Source organism: Ferrovibrio sp., assembly GCF_029255545.1.
In the GTDB taxonomy this organism is placed as follows: Bacteria; Pseudomonadota; Alphaproteobacteria; order Ferrovibrionales; family Ferrovibrionaceae; genus Ferrovibrio.
The window spans coordinates 1-15,226 of the sequence record NZ_JANLJJ010000103.1 but is presented as its reverse complement, the minus strand read 5'-3'; the positions used below and the strand labels follow the sequence as shown (position 1 = coordinate 15,226).

Here is a 15,226-nt window from a genome sequence, read left to right as displayed (position 1 = left end):
TTGGGCCGCCGGCCCCGGCATGCTAAGAGGCCAGACTATGCGTACCGATCCCGCCCCGATTACCGCCACCGACGACCTTGCCCGTTTCTGCGCCTCGCTGGCCACGGTCCCCTATGTGACCGTGGATACCGAGTTCATGCGCGAAACCACCTTCTGGCCCAAGCTCTGCCTGATCCAGCTGGCCGGTCCCGAAGAGGCCCGGGTGATCGACCCGCTGGCCGAGGACCTGTCGCTGGAGCCCCTGTTCGAGCTGCTGCGCAACCGGGCGGTGCTCAAGGTGTTCCATGCCGCAAGGCAGGATCTGGAAATCTTCACCAAGCTGATGGGCGAGGTCCCCGCCCCGCTGTTCGACACCCAGGTGGCCGCCATGGTCTGCGGCTTCGGCGACCAGGTCTCCTACGAACAGCTCGCCTCCAAGCTGGCCGGCGCCCAGATCGACAAGTCGTCGCGGTTCACCGACTGGGCGCGCCGGCCGCTGACCGAGAAGCAGGTGCTCTACGCGCTGGCCGACGTGACGCATCTGCGCAAATGCTTCGACAAGCTGCGGTCGCGGCTGCTGAAATCCGGCCGCGCCGACTGGCTGAACGAGGAAATGGCCGTGCTGGCCGATCCGGCCACCTATGAAATTCCGCCGGAGAATGCCTGGAAGCGGCTGCGGCCGCGCACCACCAAGCCGGAATATCTTGCCGTGCTGCAGGCCGCCGCCGCCTGGCGCGAGATCGAGGCGCGCAACCGCGACATCCCGCGCCAGCGCATCATCCGCGACGAGACGCTGATGGAGATCGCCGCCCATCCGCCGAAGACGGCCGACGATCTGGAGCGCATGCGCGGTCTGTCGAAGGGTTTTGCCGAGGGCAAGATGGGCGCCGGCCTGCTGGCTGCCATCGCCGCCAAACAGGCCAGCCCGAAAGAGACCTGGCCGGTGATGGAGCGCGAGCCGGAGCTGCCGCGCGGCATCGGACCGCTGGTCGAGCTGCTCAAGGTTCTGCTCAAGATGAAATGTGACGACCACGACGTGGCGCAGAAGCTGATCGCCTCGTCGTCCGATCTGGACAAGATCGCGGCCGACGACCGCGCGGATGTGCCGGCCATGCATGGCTGGCGCCGCGAGGTTTTTGGCAACGACGCCCTGCGGCTGAAGCATGGCGAACTGGCGCTGGCCGCCGAAGGCGCGCGCATCAAGCTGGTCGAGCTGAAGAAGTAACCGCTCAGCGTTTCGAGACGCGGACGTCCCAGGCCCGGTTCAGCGCCTTGGCCAGGGCCTCGGTGCGACGCTGCACCGCCTCGCCGTCCAGCGCGGCATGCTGGGCCGGAATCTCCAGCACGATGCCATTCCCGTTCGGACGCAGTTTGCACTCCGCCAGGATGCCCGGCACGCCGGCGGACAGGGTCTGCCCCAGGCGCATGGCAAGGCCGATACGCTGGGCATAATCGATCTGCTCGGCATTGAGGAGCTGCCAGGCCGGTGCCGCCGCGGGATCGCTGGCGGTACCGACATACCGGGTGAAGATGGTCAGGGCCAGCATGGCCCGCTCGTCCTGCGCGATGGCGCCAAAGGGGGCATGCAGGATGATGCCCAGCGATTGTTCGCCGCGATAATCGGGATGCACCCGCCAGGCGGTATCCGCCAGGATCGCGGCGGCCAGACGGATACGGGCCCGGTCGGCCGGATCGCGGTCGAACAATGGCGCGATGAAGCGGTCCAGCTCGGCGCCATGCTCGGCAAAGCGGCTTTCGCGCTGCGCCATGTGGCGGCAATAGGCCAGTAGCGGATCTTCGGCGCGCTGTTTCTCGGTCAGCAGCGCATAAGCCAGTCCCTCGCGCAGTCCATTGGCCGAGAACACCACATCCTTGGGCTCAAGGAATTTCAGCACGCGTCGCATCACCAGGGCCGCCAGCGGCAGGGAATCCTGGCGCCGGCGCGGCACGCCCTCCACGCGCGCCAGCGAATCCTTGCTCTGCTTGGCGATCAGCCGGGTGAAATCGCTCGCCTCGGCGCGCGCCAGCGTATACTGGTGGATGATATGCAGCGGGCTGTGCTTCTGCGCCATGTGCACGCGGGCGATGGCGCGCCAGGAACCGCCCACAGCATAGAGCGAGCGGCCTTTCCATTTCCTCAGCCACTCGACGCCGGCGATCTTTTCGTCGACGAAACTCTTCACCACGCCGTAATTGCCGAGATTGGCGATGCGCAGCGGCCCAAGCGGCAGGGTGACGCTGTCGCCCAGCCTGGCGCCATCCAGCGACACCAGCTCCAGGCTGCCGCCGCCCAGGTCGCCCATCACGCCGCAGGCATCGGGAATGCCCGACAGCACGCCATAGGCCGAGTAGGTCGCCTCTTCCTGGCCCGACAGCACGCGCACGGGCTCGCCCGTATCGCGCTCGATCTGCGCCACGAATTCGGCGCCATTACTGGCATCGCGCACGGCCGCAGTGGCCACGATCTGCAGCGAATGGACATCCATATGCCGCGCCAGCACCACGAAGCGACGGATCGCCATCAAGGCCTGCCTGGTGCCCTCGGCATCCAGCGCGCCGGTCTCGCTCAGGCCCCGGCCGAGGCCGCAGAGAACCTTCTCGTTGAACATCGCCGTCGGCAGGCGCAACGGCTCGCCGAACACCACAAGGCGCACCGAATTGGAGCCGACATCGATGACCCCGAAAGGCAGCGGCGAAACCGTCTGGGACGAGGCGGCCTTACTGATTGTTTGCGCGACGGCCACTCTTCCCCACCAGACTATCGGCCGGCGTCTCGCCCTGGCCTTCCTTCAGTTTGAGACGTGGAATCGCCTCGGGTTTTTTCAGTGCCTTGCCGCGACCAGAGAGGCTGGGGTTGGTCATGAAATAGGTATGCGCGCTGAACGCCTCCGGATCGCTGGAGGCGCGGACATACTGGTCATCGGCGCCCAGCCACCAGCTCTGCGCCTGGTCTTTCATATTGGCGACCATGATCTGGTCGAGAATCTGCTGGTGCACGGTGGCGTTTTCGATCGGGATCAGAACCTCGACGCGGCGGTCGAAATTGCGCGGCATCCAGTCGGCCGACGAGATGAACACCTTCGCCTCCGGCGATGGCAGGCCCCGGCCGCCGCCAAAGCAGACAATGCGCGAATGCTCGAGGAAACGCCCGATCAGGCTTTTCACCCGGATATTCTCGGACAGCCCCGCCACGCCCGGGCGCAGGCAGCAGATGCCGCGCACGATCAGGTCGATCTGTACGCCGGCCTGGCTGGCCTGGTACAGCGCGTCGATCACCACCGGGTCGACCAGGCTGTTCATCTTGGCCCAGATCGCCGCCGGACGGCCCGCCTCGGCATGGCGGATTTCCTCGTTGATCAGCTCCAGCAGGCGCGGCCGCAGCGTGTAGGGCGAGATCGCCACCTTCTTCAGGTTTTCCGGCGCGGCATAGCCGGTCAGGAAGTTGAACAGGCAGGTCGCGTCATGGCCCAGGTCGTTGTCGTCGGTGAAGAAGCTCAGGTCGGTGTAAACCCGGGCCGTATAGGGGTGATAGTTACCGGTGCCGAAATGCACATAGGTGTTGAGCTGGCCGCTTTCGCGCCGCACCACCAGCGAGATCTTGGCATGGGTCTTCAGCTCGATGAAGCCATAGACCACCTGCACGCCGACGCGCTCCATGTCGCGCGCCCATTTGATGTTGGCGGCCTCGTCGAAACGCGCCTTCAGTTCGACCAGCGCCGTCACCGACTTGCCGGCCTCGGCCGCCTCGATCAGGGCGCGCACGATCGGGCTGTCATCGGAGGTGCGGTACAGCGTCTGCTTGATCGCCACCACATGCGGATCGGCCGCGGCCTGGCGCAGGAACTGCACCACCACGTCGAAGCTTTCATAGGGGTGATGCACCACCAGGTCCTTGGCGCGGATGGCGGCGAAGCAGTCGCCGCCGTAATCGCGGATGCGTTCGGGAAAACGCGGCGAGAATGGCGGGAATTTCAGGTCCGGCAGGTCATCGACGATCAGCCGCTTGGTGTCGGCCAGGCCGAGGATGCCATCGACCACGATCACCGCCTGCGGGCTGACTTCCTGCTCCTCGCAGACGAACTTGCGCAGGTCTTCCGGCATGCCGGCATTGATCTTGAGGCGGATCACGTTGCCGCGGCGGCGGCGTTTCAGCGCCGTCTCGAACAGGCGCACCAGATCCTCGGCCTCTTCCTCGATTTCGATATCGCTGTCGCGCGTGATGCGGAACAGGCCAGAGCCGAGGATTTCATAGCCCGGGAACAGCTTGTTGATGAACAGGCCGACCAGGTTCTCCAGCGACAGGAAGCGGATACCATCGCCCGGCAGGCGGGTGAAGCGGTCGACCTGGCTCGGCAGCGGCAGCAGCGCATTCAGGCTGCGACCGTCACGAACCCGTCGCATTTGCATCACCATCGCGAAACCGAGATTCGGCATAAACGGGAAAGGATGCGCCGGGTCGATCGCCAGCGGCGTCAACACGGGGAAGACATGGGCGAGGAAATAATCCTCCAGCCAGCGCCGGTCCTCGGGCGTGAGTTGCTCGGGCTCCAGCACATGGATGCCGGCCGCGGCCAGTTCGAGCGTGAGCGAGCGCCAGCAGGCCTGCTGGCGGTCCATCAGCTCGGCGGCGGCATCGTTGATCCGGGCCAGCTGCTGCGCCGGCGTCAGGCCGTCCTGGCTGTGCTCCTCGATGCCGGCCTTGATCTGGCCATGCAGGCCGGCGACGCGCACCATGAAGAATTCGTCGAGATTGTTGGCCGAAATCGACAGGAAGCGCAGCCGCTCGAGCAGCGGATAGCGCTTGTTGTTGGCCTCTTCCATGACCCGGAGGTTGAAGGCCAGCCACGACAATTCGCGGTTGATGAAACGGTCTCGCGGGCTGGCCATGATCGGCGGCCGGCTCGGGATCGCCGCTCCGTTGCTCACCGGGGTCTGGAGAATATCCGCCACTTGCTGCATATCAGACGCCTCTGTCGCTACCGGCCATCTGCCCGAGCCCTTTGCCGGTCGACGCCTTCGGGTATAGGTCTAACGGGGGTTTATGTCAAAGCGGCGACAGCCTGCCACAAACCCGTCGGATAAGGATAAGTCCATGCTTCGCCTATGGCTTTTGCGTCACGCCAAGTCTGCCTGGGACGACCCGAGCCTGGATGATTTCGCCCGTCCCCTAAGCTCGCGCGGCAAGAAGGCCTGCCGCCTGCTGGCCCGCCATATGGGCGAACGCAATATCTGTCCCGACCTGGTGCTCTGCTCGCCCGCCACCCGCACCCGCCAGACCTGGGAACGGCTGGCCAAACGCCTGAGCGACGGCGTGCCCGACCGCATCCCGGCCCGCTTCGAGCCCGCGCTGTATCTGGCCGAGCCGACCACCCTGCTGGCGCTGATCCGGGCCGCGCCGACCGATTGCCGCGAGCTGCTGCTGATCGGCCATAATCCCGGCCTGGAGGAATTCGCCGGCCGCCTGGCCGGCAGCAGCGCCGGCGACGCGCTGGAGCGTCTCGCCGAGAAATTCCCCACCGGCGGCCTGGCCGAGATCGCCTTCCCGGTGAAGGCCTGGGCCCAGGTGGGGCCAAAGGCCGGCTTCCTCGCCAGCTTCGTGGTGCCGGCGCAACTGAAAGACGGATAGGATCACCGCATGGGCGACGTGGTGAACCTGAACAAACGGCGCAAGACGCGTGAGCGCGACGCGGCGAAGGAGCGCGCGGCCGAGAACCGCGCCAAATTCGGCCAACCCAAAGTCCTGCGCGATCAGCAGAAAAAAGAAACCGAACGCGCCGCCAAGGACCTCGACGGCAAGAAGCTGGATTAGCCGGCCGCCTGCTGCTCCAGAACCTTGCGCGCCAGCACCACGGTCACGGCGCGGTTCTCGGCCAGGGCGGCGGCATCCAGCGCGGCGACCCAGTGCCGCGCGGCATGGAATGAGCGCTCGATGCGCGGCACCAGGTATTTCACCACGTCCTCGCCGATGCCGAGCTGGCGGTCGGCGAACAGCTTGACCAGCACGGCGGCCAACAGCGCGTCGTCGGGCTCGGCCAGCCCCTGCGCCGGCATGGCTTTCAGCCGCGACATCAGGTCGGGCAGTCCAAACGGCCATTGCGCCGGCGGCGCGCTGCCGGTCAGCAGCAGGGACTGGCCACGTTCGCGCATCAGGTTGACCAGGTGGAACAGGGCCACCGGATCGGCAATGCGGTCGGCATCGTCGACGCAGAGCGGCCCGCGCGCCAGCGCATCCACGCCGGCGGCCGTCACCGCCTCGGGCGCCACGATGGCGGCGCCCGACACCGTGCTCCAGATCTGCGCCAGATGAGTTTTGCCGCTGCCGGGCGGGCCGTAGAGCACCAGGATGCCGTTCGGCCAGTCGGGCCAGCGGTCGATCCAGCTCAAAGAATCGGCATTGCCCTCGGCGACGAGGAAATCCTCGCGCGCCCAGGAGGTCGGCAGGGCGAGGCCGAGGCTGAGTTGCTTGGGCACCATGGAAACTTACTCGGGTTTCTTCGGCGCGCCAGACGAGGCTCCGGGCTGATAGAGCCAGCTCCGGCGATAACGCTCCAGCGTGAAGCGCGCCAGCACGCCGATCACGGCGAAGATCGGCACCGCCAGCAGGATGCCGACGAAGCCGAACAGGCTGCCGCCGGCCAGCAGGGCGAAGATGATCCAGACCGGATGCAGGCCGACGCGGTCGCCGATCAGCACCGGATGCAGGAAGTTGCCCTCGATCAGCTGGCCGAGGATGAACAGGCCGGCGACCAAGCCGATCCAGAGCGGGTCGTCCCAGTATTGCGCCACCGCCACGCCGACGCTCACGGCGAAGCCCAAAGTCGTGCCGACATAGGGGATGAACGAGATCATGCCCGCCGTAATGCCGATGAACAGGCCGAATTGCAGGCCCAGCGCGGTCAGCCCGATGCCGTAGAAGCCGGCGAGGCTGAGGCAGACCAGCAGCTGGCCGCGCACGAAACCGGCCAGCACCTTGTCGATCTCGCCGGCCTGCGCGCGGATGCTCTCGGCGTGGTCGAGCGGCAGGTAGGAATCGATCTTCGCCACCAGCACGTCCCAGTCGCGCAGCAGGTAGAAGCTCACCACCGGCGTGATCACCATCAGCGACAGCAGGTTGAACACCGCCTGGCCGCCGCCCAGCAGGCCGGTCAGCAGGCCGCCCAGCACCTTCATGATCTGCTCGCGGTTGCCGTTCAGCGCCGATTTCAGGTCCATGCCGACATCGAAGCCCAGGCGCTCGGCCCAGCTTTGCAGCCAGGGCAGCACGCGCTCCTGGAACAGGGCGGCATATTCGGGCAGATGCACCAGGAAACGGTCGAACTGGTCGCGCACCAGCGGCACCAGCAGCAGCAGCACCAGCACGACGGCGAGGAAAAACAGCGACAGGATCAGCAGCGTCGCCAGCCAGCGCGGCACGCGGCGGCGCTCCAGCCAGTCGGCCGCCGGATCGAGGAAATAGGCCACAGCCATGCCGGCCACGAAAGGCAGCAGGATGTCGCGCAGCAGCACCAGCAGGGCGACGGCGACGACCAGGATGCCGGTCCAGGCGGCCATCTGCTCGCGACGCGTCACGGCTTGCGGCTCCGCATGTCCCAGAAGCCGTCGCGTTCGCTCAGCACGATGTCGCGCTGCGCCAGCGCCGTGCCGAGCTGGGCCGGCTCGCCATAGAATTCCAGCCGCAGCTGCGCGTCGCGATGCGACAGCTGCAGCACCTCCACCTTACGCATGATCGGCACGGCGGCGAGCGCCGCGCGCAGCCGGTTCCAGTCCGCCAGGCCGGTGAAGCCGGCCATCACGCTGAGCTGGCCCTGCCGGTCCAGGTCGATCACCGTGGCGCGTTTCCAGCGCGCCTCGATCCGCCGCGTCAGCTCCAGCGCCGCGGTCAGCAGGGTCTCCTCCAGCGTGCCGCCGGTGACGGTCATCGCCTCCAGCCCATTCAGGAAGCCCGCATTGCTCCCCAGACCCTGGTGCTGGACATAGAGGTCGACGCGCAGGTTGCCGGGCTCGGCCTGCTGCAGCGTGGCGGTCACCACCAGCGCGTCGTCGAAATTGCCCTTGCGCATGAGGCCGCGCAGCTCATCCGGATTGCCCAGCAGGCGGTCCAGCGCCGGGCCGGCGCCATCGGGCGTGGCGGGCGCGACGCTCAGCGGCACCAGGCTGTCGGCCTCGGGCCGGCGCTGCCAGGCCTCGCGCCAGGGATTGGCCGCCTCCCAGATGCGCACGCCTTCAGCCGTCTGCCACACCGGCACGACCAGCACCGGGCGGCTCATCGTCTCGGAATACGGGATGCGCGCCTCCTGCAGCAGGCGGCGGATCGCGTCGGCGCGGAACTGCACGGTGATTTTTCCGATATAGCGCGTGGCCGAGGTGCGCTCCTCGTCGATGCCGAAACCGGCCACCGTGTCGTTCAGCAGCGCCTCGCCCGGACGCGGCAGGCGGCCGTGATCCTCGGGCAGGGTCAGGCGGCGCAGCAGCTGGACGAAGGCGCGGCGCTGGCCATCGGCCAGCGCGACGGGGCGGGCGGCCGCCGCGCTGTCGGCGCTGGCATCCACCGCGATTCCGCCCACGCTGAACGGATCGGCGGGACGGGTCTGCTGAGTCACGGGCTGCGCCATGGCGGACAGGCTGCCGGCCAGGCCCCCTGCAGCGGCGAAAATCAAAAGAAAACAGGCCGTTAGCGGTCGCCGGAGGAGCATTGCAAAGACAGGGGGAATGAGTATGTTGCCACGATTGGCGCGCACCGCCCACCATAGCCCATCGTGGAGGCCACCATCAACACGTCGCCGCTTTATAAGGCCGCCGGGGTCGATATCGACGCTGGCGAGGCCCTGGTCGATGCCATCAAGCCGCTGGCCGCCTCCACCCGCCGCACGGGCGCCGATGCCAGCCTCGGCGGTTTCGGCGCGCTGTTCGACCTCAAGGCCGCGGGATTCCAGGACCCCATTCTTGTGTCGTCGACAGACGGCGTCGGCACCAAGCTGAAGATCGCCATCGAGACCGGCCGGCATGACGGCGTGGGCATCGACCTGGTGGCCATGGTGGTGAACGACATCCTGGTGCAGGGCGCCGAGCCGCTGTTTTTCCTCGACTACTACGCCACCGGCAAACTCGAGGTCGAGGTCGCCCGCCGCGTGGTGGCCGGCATCGCCGAGGGCTGCCGTCAGGCCGGCTGCGCGCTGACCGGCGGCGAAACCGCCGAGATGCCCGGCATGTATGCCGCCAAGGACTACGACCTCGCCGGTTTCGCCGTGGGCGCCGCCGAACGCGGCAGGCTGCTGCCGCGCGACGTGAAGCCGGGCGACGTGCTGCTGGGCATCGAATCCTCGGGCGTGCATTCCAACGGCTTCTCGCTGGTGCGCAAGGTGATCGCCGACAATGGCCTGACCTTCGAATCGCCCGCGCCGTTCGAGGCATCGAAGCCGCTGGCCGAGATCCTCATGCAGCCAACGCGCATCTATGTGAAAAGCTGCATGCCGCTGGTGCGCGAGGGCCTGATCAAGGCGATGGCGCATATCACCGGCGGCGGCCTGGTCGACAACATTCCGCGTGTGCTGCCCGATGGCACCGATGCCATCATCGACGCCACCGGCTGGACTTTGCCGCCGGTGTTCCGCTGGCTGAAATCGGCCGGCCGGATCGACGACGCCGAGATGGCGCGCGCCTTCAACTGCGGCATCGGCCTGGTGGTGGTGGCGGCGAAGGAAAAGGCCGACACCGTGATGCAGAAGCTGAAAAATGCCGGCGAGTTGGTCCACCGCATCGGCGTGATCGAGGCGCAGCAGGATGGCGGCGCCGAGCCGATGGTGAGCATGCGCAACTGCGACACGGCCTGGAACTAGTTCTGTAATGATCCCCGCGAAGCGTAGAACAGCTGTGCTGATCTCCGGGCGCGGCAGCAACCTGCGCGCCCTGATCGAGGCCGCGCAGGCCGGCGACTACCCCGCCCGCATCGCCCTGGTGCTGAGCAACAAGCCCGACGCCGAGGGACTGCGGATCGCGCGCCAGCACGGAATCGAAACGGCGGTGATCGAAAGCAAGGGCAAGGAGCGCGCGGCCTTTGATGCCGAGATGCATGCCCTGCTGCAATCGAAAGGCATCGAACTGGTCTGCCTGGCCGGCTTCATGCGGCTGCTGACCACGGAATTCGTGCAGGCCTGGTATGGCCGCATGATCAACATCCACCCTTCCCTCTTGCCGGCCTTCAAGGGCACGCAGGTGCATGAACGCGTGGTGGCCAGCGGCGTGCGCGTCACCGGCTGCAGTGTGCATTTCGTCAGCCCGGAAATGGACGAAGGCCCGATCATCCTCCAGGCCACCGTGCCGGTGCCGCCGGATGCCACGCCGCAAAGCGTGGCGGCGGCCGTGCTGGAGCAGGAACACGCGCTCTATCCGCAGGCGCTGAAACTGCTGGCCGAGGGGAAGCTGGTGATCGAGGGGCAGCGGGTAAGCGTGAAGTGACGCAACGACGTCCTTTACGGCGGAAACACTGAGCGTGGCGCACAAACATTTAGACATCGCGCATCTAGCCATCGGGCTCAGGTTTGATGCCGTATCCGAGACAATCAGGTGTACTGTGGTAACCTTGGCCTGAATAGACCAACAGGCGCCTAGGGTCTTCACGTGCCCATCGGACAGAATCCTTACTGACCCATTCATAGCTGTTCTTTTCGTAACGTCGAACAACCTCATAATTCGGATAACGTACGAGAAGCAACGGTCCTTTGAAGATCTGCCGCCGTACGATACTGAAAAACTGGCTTGCAATGGCGCGATGATTTTTGTTGTCGTGCTCACCCGCGAAAACAAGAAAGTCCCGCCCCATGTTTTCGGGATAAGGCCGTGCGGCGTATCCCGGCCCGACTCCTGCCGGAGACGGCGCCGAGCCACACTGCACATAGGCCCGCGGCAAATTCATAGGATTGCGCCACCAGCCCTTTACGAACCTGCCTGAGTAAACTTCACGCTCTCCATATCGCAATCCCAATTCGTAACCGGGATCGAATGAAATATCGAACCACCATGCCGGAGGCCGCACGGCCCGCATGTCACGCTCGATCCTGATATCCGGCTTTTCTTCCGCCATATGCTCTTTATCCGTCATATACCGGACATACCCAATGCCCGGAAATTGTGCCGACAGATCGTCGCCGATACGGTGCCAATCCTCATATGTCAGACAAGCATGTTTCGTACGAAATGACGGCCGCACGAATTCAGGTACGACATCGACCTCAATCTGTTTCAGCATGAATCACCTCGCAGGCAGCGCGCCATCGCGCCGCAGTTGCGCCTCCAGTTTATCCCACATCCTGTCGCAGCGGATTTTTGCGTAAGCCCTGTATTGCGCGACCGTTTCGCCGGGGCGCATCTTGCGTGCCCATTCCGCCACGCCGGTCTTCATATTCTCGAGCAATCTGGCATCGGCTTCTTTTTCGCGTTTGAAGCGCCCCTCCGGATCGTGCTCATCTGCGCGTTTGCTGAAATCGACCGTCTGCATCCGCGCCCAGTAAGGGCTGTCTTTTTTGTCATCTAAAGGAGGACCGAAAGAGGAATCGACATGGACACCACCCTTCAGCCGCTCACCACCGCGCTCCCCTTTGGGAATGTTTTGTCGCGGCACCCATTCTTCGGTTTTTTCCTCGCTCGTGCGCAAATCATACGACCCTGCCACATGGATTAATTTGTCGACCAGTTCAGATCGCTTCTGTAGTTGATCGAAGCATACCTGCGTGACGATCCGCGTCGCCTGTTGTGTTTCGGGACTGCCACGTGGACCGAACTGATGCGCTTCGACAATGATACCAGCCAGCCCCTCGGCCAGCGGCTGCTGCGCCGGCGGCAGGCCTGAAATCCATTCCGTCGTGTCGGGCGGAATCAGGCGTTCGGCAGCGGGCTGCCTGTCTGCGGCCGGCCGCCCCTGCAAGGATGCATCGACCTCTGGCGGCTGCAACGGCGGCGTGGTCGTCTGACCATTCTCGACATCGTCGAGCGGCCTGGAGAGTGGCGGATCAAATGTCTCGGTGCGGTTTTTCTCATACTGCCGCCGCAGATATTCCCCGGCCCCAAGTGCAAGCGCCCCCGTACCCAGCAGATATGGCAGCGCGAGTGCGGCCGGCAGCGCGGCTTCCTGCTGCCCAGGCGCGGGCGATGAGGCCGGCGCTGCGTCGCTCATATTTGTACTCAGCAGCTGGAGGGGCAACCCCGGCTGCGATCCGCGGATTTCCATGGTTTGCAACACGGGTGTTGGATCGCCAGCTCGCTTCTCCAGAGTCCGGTAGTCAGACAGCGCTTCCGGATCGCGCGCATAGGTCTCGAAGAATCTGTCCACCTGTTCCGGCGTCGGGATGCCTCGCCCTTGCATGCGCTCGCCCAGCAGACCCCGCAGCCTCATCAGCGTCTCGCCTTCGCCATTCGCACCGACTGCACCCTTCTGCAGCGGCAGCATCAGGCCATCCACCGGCAAGCCGCTGGCTTTCTGCACATTGCGGATGGCCCGCGTCAGGCCCTCGCCGGCCCAGCCTGTCGGCATGCCGGGTGCCGGCAGGTCGAATTCGCCCGCATCGGCCAGAAGCATCTGGGCCTTGATCACATCGTCGCGGTTGTTGTCGGCATTGCGGCCGACGGAGCCGGCAAAGTCGAAAGGGTCGTTATCTGGCAATGGCAGAAGGCTCATGACGCGCTCCGGAATATGGCTTTGGGAAAAAGAATTTGACGAATATACGGCCTCAATGTACTCTATATGTTCTCATTGGTCAAGACCGCCTTTTCCGGTCCTGACGTCGTGAATACGAAGAGATGCACGCGGCTTCCGGCGATATCGCGCGATACGCGTTTTTAAGTGGCGATGGATGCCGATAGGCCGCGATAAGCGGCGATAGACGCCGATAGGCCGCGATACGCGGCGATAAGCAAGACGAACCTGAATGAACCCGAACGAACCGAAATGAACCCAGACGAACCCGAACGAACTCAAACGAACCGAAACGAACCTGAATGAACCGGAATGAACCGGGGCGAACCTGAACGAGACGTAAGACGTGGATGCCCGGAACAAGTCCGGGCATGACGACATATATAGCCGTCTCTCATATCGTCATGCCCGGGCTCGGCCCGGGCATCCACGAGCATTTTGAATCCCGCCTTCGCGAGCATGACGATTGGAGAAACAACAAAAAAGGCCCGGCATCACTGCCGGGCCTTCATCCAGTCCGGAGACTGAAATGGCGTCAGCCGACGATTTCGGTGCCCGAGAAGAAATAGGCGATCTCCACGGCCGCCGTTTCCGGCGCGTCCGAGCCGTGCACCGAGTTGGCTTCGATGCTCTCGGCGAAGTCCTTGCGGATGGTGCCCGGGGCGGCATTGGCCGGGTTGGTGGCGCCCATCACGTCGCGGTACTTGGCGATGGCGCCTTCGCCTTCCAGCACCTGCACGACGACCGGGCCCGAGATCATGAAGCTGACCAGGTCCTTGAAGAAGGGGCGCGCGGCATGCACGCCGTAGAAGGTCTCGGCCTGCTTCTGGCTCATCCAGATGCGCTTCTGCGCCACGATGCGCAGGCCGGCGGCCTCGATCTTGGCATTGATCGCGCCGGTCAGGTTGCGGCGGGTCGCGTCCGGCTTGATGATCGAAAAGGTGCGTTCGAGCGCCATGATGGGTCGTCCTTTGGGTCTTGGCTAAAATTCGGTGGCGGGTATATAGAGGCTCCCACCGGAGGCCGCAACCGTCCCGGTTTCCGCAAAACCCGGCCGCCCTCCCCGGCTCGCCCTCATAAGTTGTTATAAATGCTGTCTTTTCGCGACCTGACCTACCGGATTGCCGGCCGTGTGCTGCTGGACCATGTCTCGGCCACCATCCCGGCCGGGCATAAGGTCGGCCTGGTCGGCCGCAACGGCACCGGCAAATCCACCCTGTTCAAGATCATCTGCGGCGAGCTGCAGACCGAGACCGGCAGCGTCGAGCTGCCCAACGACTGCAAGATCGCCAAGCTGCCGCAGGAGCCGCCCGATGGCGAGCAGACGCCGATTGGTTATGTGCTGGCCGCCGATACCGAGCGCGAGGCCCTGCTGATCGAGGCCGAGGCGCTGGAAGAGTCCACCAGCATGGAAGACGCCGAGCGCATCGCCGCAGTCCACATGCGCCTGGCCGAGATCGACGCCCACAGCGCGCCGGCCCGCGCCGCCGTGATCCTGGCGGGCCTTGGCTTCGACGAGGCGATGCAGAACCGGCCGCTCAGCTCGTTTTCGGGGGGCTGGCGCATGCGCGTGGCTTTGGCCGGCTGCCTGTTTGCCGAGCCCGATCTGCTGCTGCTCGACGAGCCGACCAACCATCTCGACCTCGAAGCCTCATTGTGGCTGGAGGGTTACCTCAAGACCTGGCCACGCACGTTTTTGCTGATCAGCCACGACCGGCATTTCCTCAATTCCGCTATCGAGCACATCCTGCATATCGACAACACCAAGCTGGTGCTCTATCGCGGCAATTACGACACCTTCGAGACCGAGCGCCGCCTGCGCATGGAGCAGCAGACCGCCTTTGCCCAGCGCCAGTCCGAGCAGCGCAAGCATATGGAGGAGTTCGTCGCGCGTTTCCGCGCCTCGGCCTCCAAGGCGCGCCAGGCCCAGAGCCGGCTCAAGATGCTGGCCAAGATGCAGCCCATCACGGCTGCCGTGGAAGATCCCAGCGTGATCTTCCGCCTGCCCGATCCGGAAGAACTGCCGCCGCCGCTGATCGTGCTGGATCACCTCACCGCCGGCTACACGCCCGACAGGCCGGTTTTGCGCAACATCGACCTGCGCATCGACATGGAAGACCGCATCGCCATGCTGGGCGCCAATGGCAACGGCAAGTCCACGCTGGCCAAGATCCTGGCCGGCACGCTGAAGCCCCAGGGCGGCAAGCTGCAACGCTCGGGCAAGCTGCGCATCGGCTATTTCGCCCAGGACCAGGACGACGTGCTGGACGAAAACCGCACGCCGGTCGAGCATCTGCAGGACCTGATGAAGACCGCGACCATCGAGCAGCTGCGCACCCGGCTGGGCAGCTTCGGCCTGACGCGCGAAAAGGCGCAGACGGTGGCGGGCAAGCTATCCGGCGGCGAACGCGCGCGCCTGCTGTTTGCCATGGTCACGCATCACGCGCCGCATCTGCTGATCCTCGACGAGCCGACCAACCATCTCGACATGGATACGCGCGACGCCCTCGTGCAGGCGGTGAACGAATACAAGGGCGCCGTCATCCTGGTCAGCCATGA

Annotated in this window: 14 protein-coding genes; 6 read left to right on the top strand and 8 right to left on the bottom strand. The window is 65.2% G+C overall.

What is annotated here, in order from left to right; genetic code table 11:
• The first annotated feature begins 37 nt into the window (after positions 1 to 37).
• A complete protein-coding gene (rnd, locus tag Q1J79_RS19595) occupies positions 38 to 1,204 on the top strand; it encodes a ribonuclease D (protein ID WP_300303933.1) in 1,167 nt (388 codons plus the stop codon).
• Positions 1,205 to 1,208: 4 nt separating this feature from the next.
• Here rnd and Q1J79_RS19590 read toward each other — a convergent pair whose 3' ends face one another.
• Both Q1J79_RS19590 and Q1J79_RS19585 read right to left on the bottom strand, forming a co-directional pair.
• Positions 1,209 to 2,723: a Ppx/GppA family phosphatase gene (locus Q1J79_RS19590; protein WP_300303927.1), complete on the bottom strand. Its 1,515-nt coding sequence runs from the start codon at positions 2,721 to 2,723 to the stop codon at positions 1,209 to 1,211.
• Positions 2,698 to 4,866: an RNA degradosome polyphosphate kinase gene (locus Q1J79_RS19585; RefSeq protein WP_300303930.1), complete on the bottom strand. Its 2,169-nt coding sequence runs from the start codon at positions 4,864 to 4,866 to the stop codon at positions 2,698 to 2,700. Before Q1J79_RS19585 ends, Q1J79_RS19590 begins: the two co-directional genes overlap by 26 nt.
• Positions 4,867 to 5,071: 205 nt before the next feature.
• Between Q1J79_RS19585 and Q1J79_RS19580 the strand changes: the two genes are divergently transcribed.
• Both Q1J79_RS19580 and Q1J79_RS19575 read left to right on the top strand, forming a co-directional pair.
• Positions 5,072 to 5,605 carry a histidine phosphatase family protein gene (locus Q1J79_RS19580; protein ID WP_300303924.1) on the top strand — a complete coding sequence of 178 codons (534 nt, stop codon included), beginning with the start codon at positions 5,072 to 5,074 and terminating at the stop codon, positions 5,603 to 5,605.
• Positions 5,606 to 5,614: 9 nt separating this feature from the next.
• The gene (locus Q1J79_RS19575) at positions 5,615 to 5,788 is read left to right on the top strand and encodes a DUF4169 family protein (protein WP_300303921.1); all 174 of its coding nucleotides are present in this window, start codon (positions 5,615 to 5,617) and stop codon (positions 5,786 to 5,788) included.
• Here the strand turns inward: Q1J79_RS19575 and Q1J79_RS19570 are convergent.
• Genes Q1J79_RS19570 through Q1J79_RS19560 form a run of 3 tightly spaced genes read right to left on the bottom strand, consistent with a single transcriptional unit; the run spans position 5,785 to position 8,579 of the window.
• Entirely contained in the window at positions 5,785 to 6,453 is a 669-nt protein-coding gene (locus tag Q1J79_RS19570; protein WP_300303918.1) for a DNA replication protein, read from the bottom strand. The genes Q1J79_RS19575 and Q1J79_RS19570 overlap by 4 nt on opposite strands.
• A gap of 6 nt (positions 6,454 to 6,459) precedes the next feature.
• A complete protein-coding gene (locus Q1J79_RS19565; RefSeq protein WP_300303915.1) occupies positions 6,460 to 7,548 on the bottom strand; it encodes an AI-2E family transporter in 1,089 nt (362 codons plus the stop codon).
• Entirely contained in the window at positions 7,545 to 8,579 is a 1,035-nt protein-coding gene (locus tag Q1J79_RS19560) for a DUF2066 domain-containing protein (RefSeq protein ID WP_300303912.1), read from the bottom strand. The genes Q1J79_RS19565 and Q1J79_RS19560 overlap by 4 nt, the downstream gene beginning before the upstream one ends.
• 156 nt (positions 8,580 to 8,735) lie before the next feature.
• On the opposite strand from Q1J79_RS19560, the gene purM reads away from it, so the two are divergent.
• A complete protein-coding gene (gene purM, locus Q1J79_RS19555) occupies positions 8,736 to 9,815 on the top strand; it encodes a phosphoribosylformylglycinamidine cyclo-ligase (RefSeq protein ID WP_300303909.1) in 1,080 nt (359 codons plus the stop codon).
• A gap of 7 nt (positions 9,816 to 9,822) precedes the next feature.
• The gene (gene purN, locus Q1J79_RS19550) at positions 9,823 to 10,434 is read left to right on the top strand and encodes a phosphoribosylglycinamide formyltransferase (protein ID WP_300303906.1); all 612 of its coding nucleotides are present in this window, start codon (positions 9,823 to 9,825) and stop codon (positions 10,432 to 10,434) included.
• A 64-nt stretch (positions 10,435 to 10,498) separates the two neighbouring features.
• Here purN and Q1J79_RS19545 read toward each other — a convergent pair whose 3' ends face one another.
• From Q1J79_RS19545 to ndk, 3 genes are all read right to left on the bottom strand, one after another.
• Positions 10,499 to 11,224: a hypothetical protein gene (locus Q1J79_RS19545; RefSeq protein ID WP_300303904.1), complete on the bottom strand. Its 726-nt coding sequence runs from the start codon at positions 11,222 to 11,224 to the stop codon at positions 10,499 to 10,501.
• A 3-nt stretch (positions 11,225 to 11,227) separates the two neighbouring features.
• Positions 11,228 to 12,649 (bottom strand): peptidoglycan-binding domain-containing protein, encoded by a 1,422-nt coding sequence (locus Q1J79_RS19540; RefSeq protein ID WP_300303901.1) that lies wholly within the window; start codon positions 12,647 to 12,649, stop codon positions 11,228 to 11,230.
• A 553-nt stretch (positions 12,650 to 13,202) separates the two neighbouring features.
• Positions 13,203 to 13,625 (bottom strand): nucleoside-diphosphate kinase, encoded by a 423-nt coding sequence (gene ndk / locus Q1J79_RS19535; protein ID WP_300303898.1) that lies wholly within the window; start codon positions 13,623 to 13,625, stop codon positions 13,203 to 13,205.
• A gap of 132 nt (positions 13,626 to 13,757) precedes the next feature.
• Here ndk and Q1J79_RS19530 point away from each other — a divergent pair.
• On the top strand, positions 13,758 to 15,226 hold a 1,469-nt coding region (locus Q1J79_RS19530), incomplete at its 3' end, for an ABC-F family ATP-binding cassette domain-containing protein (protein ID WP_300303895.1).

Coding starts and splice junctions, on each gene's coding strand:
- Q1J79_RS19575 (WP_300303921.1), top strand. CDS start 5,615: ATGGGCGACGTGGTGAACCTGAACAAACGGCGCAAGACGCGTGAGCGC.
- ndk (WP_300303898.1), bottom strand. CDS start 13,625: ATGGCGCTCGAACGCACCTTTTCGATCATCAAGCCGGACGCGACCCGC.
- Q1J79_RS19580 (WP_300303924.1), top strand. CDS start 5,072: ATGCTTCGCCTATGGCTTTTGCGTCACGCCAAGTCTGCCTGGGACGAC.
- Q1J79_RS19545 (WP_300303904.1), bottom strand. CDS start 11,224: ATGCTGAAACAGATTGAGGTCGATGTCGTACCTGAATTCGTGCGGCCG.
- purN (WP_300303906.1), top strand. CDS start 9,823: ATGATCCCCGCGAAGCGTAGAACAGCTGTGCTGATCTCCGGGCGCGGC.
- Q1J79_RS19540 (WP_300303901.1), bottom strand. CDS start 12,649: ATGAGCCTTCTGCCATTGCCAGATAACGACCCTTTCGACTTTGCCGGC.
- rnd (WP_300303933.1), top strand. CDS start 38: ATGCGTACCGATCCCGCCCCGATTACCGCCACCGACGACCTTGCCCGT.
- Q1J79_RS19570 (WP_300303918.1), bottom strand. CDS start 6,453: ATGGTGCCCAAGCAACTCAGCCTCGGCCTCGCCCTGCCGACCTCCTGG.
- Q1J79_RS19585 (WP_300303930.1), bottom strand. CDS start 4,866: ATGGCCAGCCCGCGAGACCGTTTCATCAACCGCGAATTGTCGTGGCTG.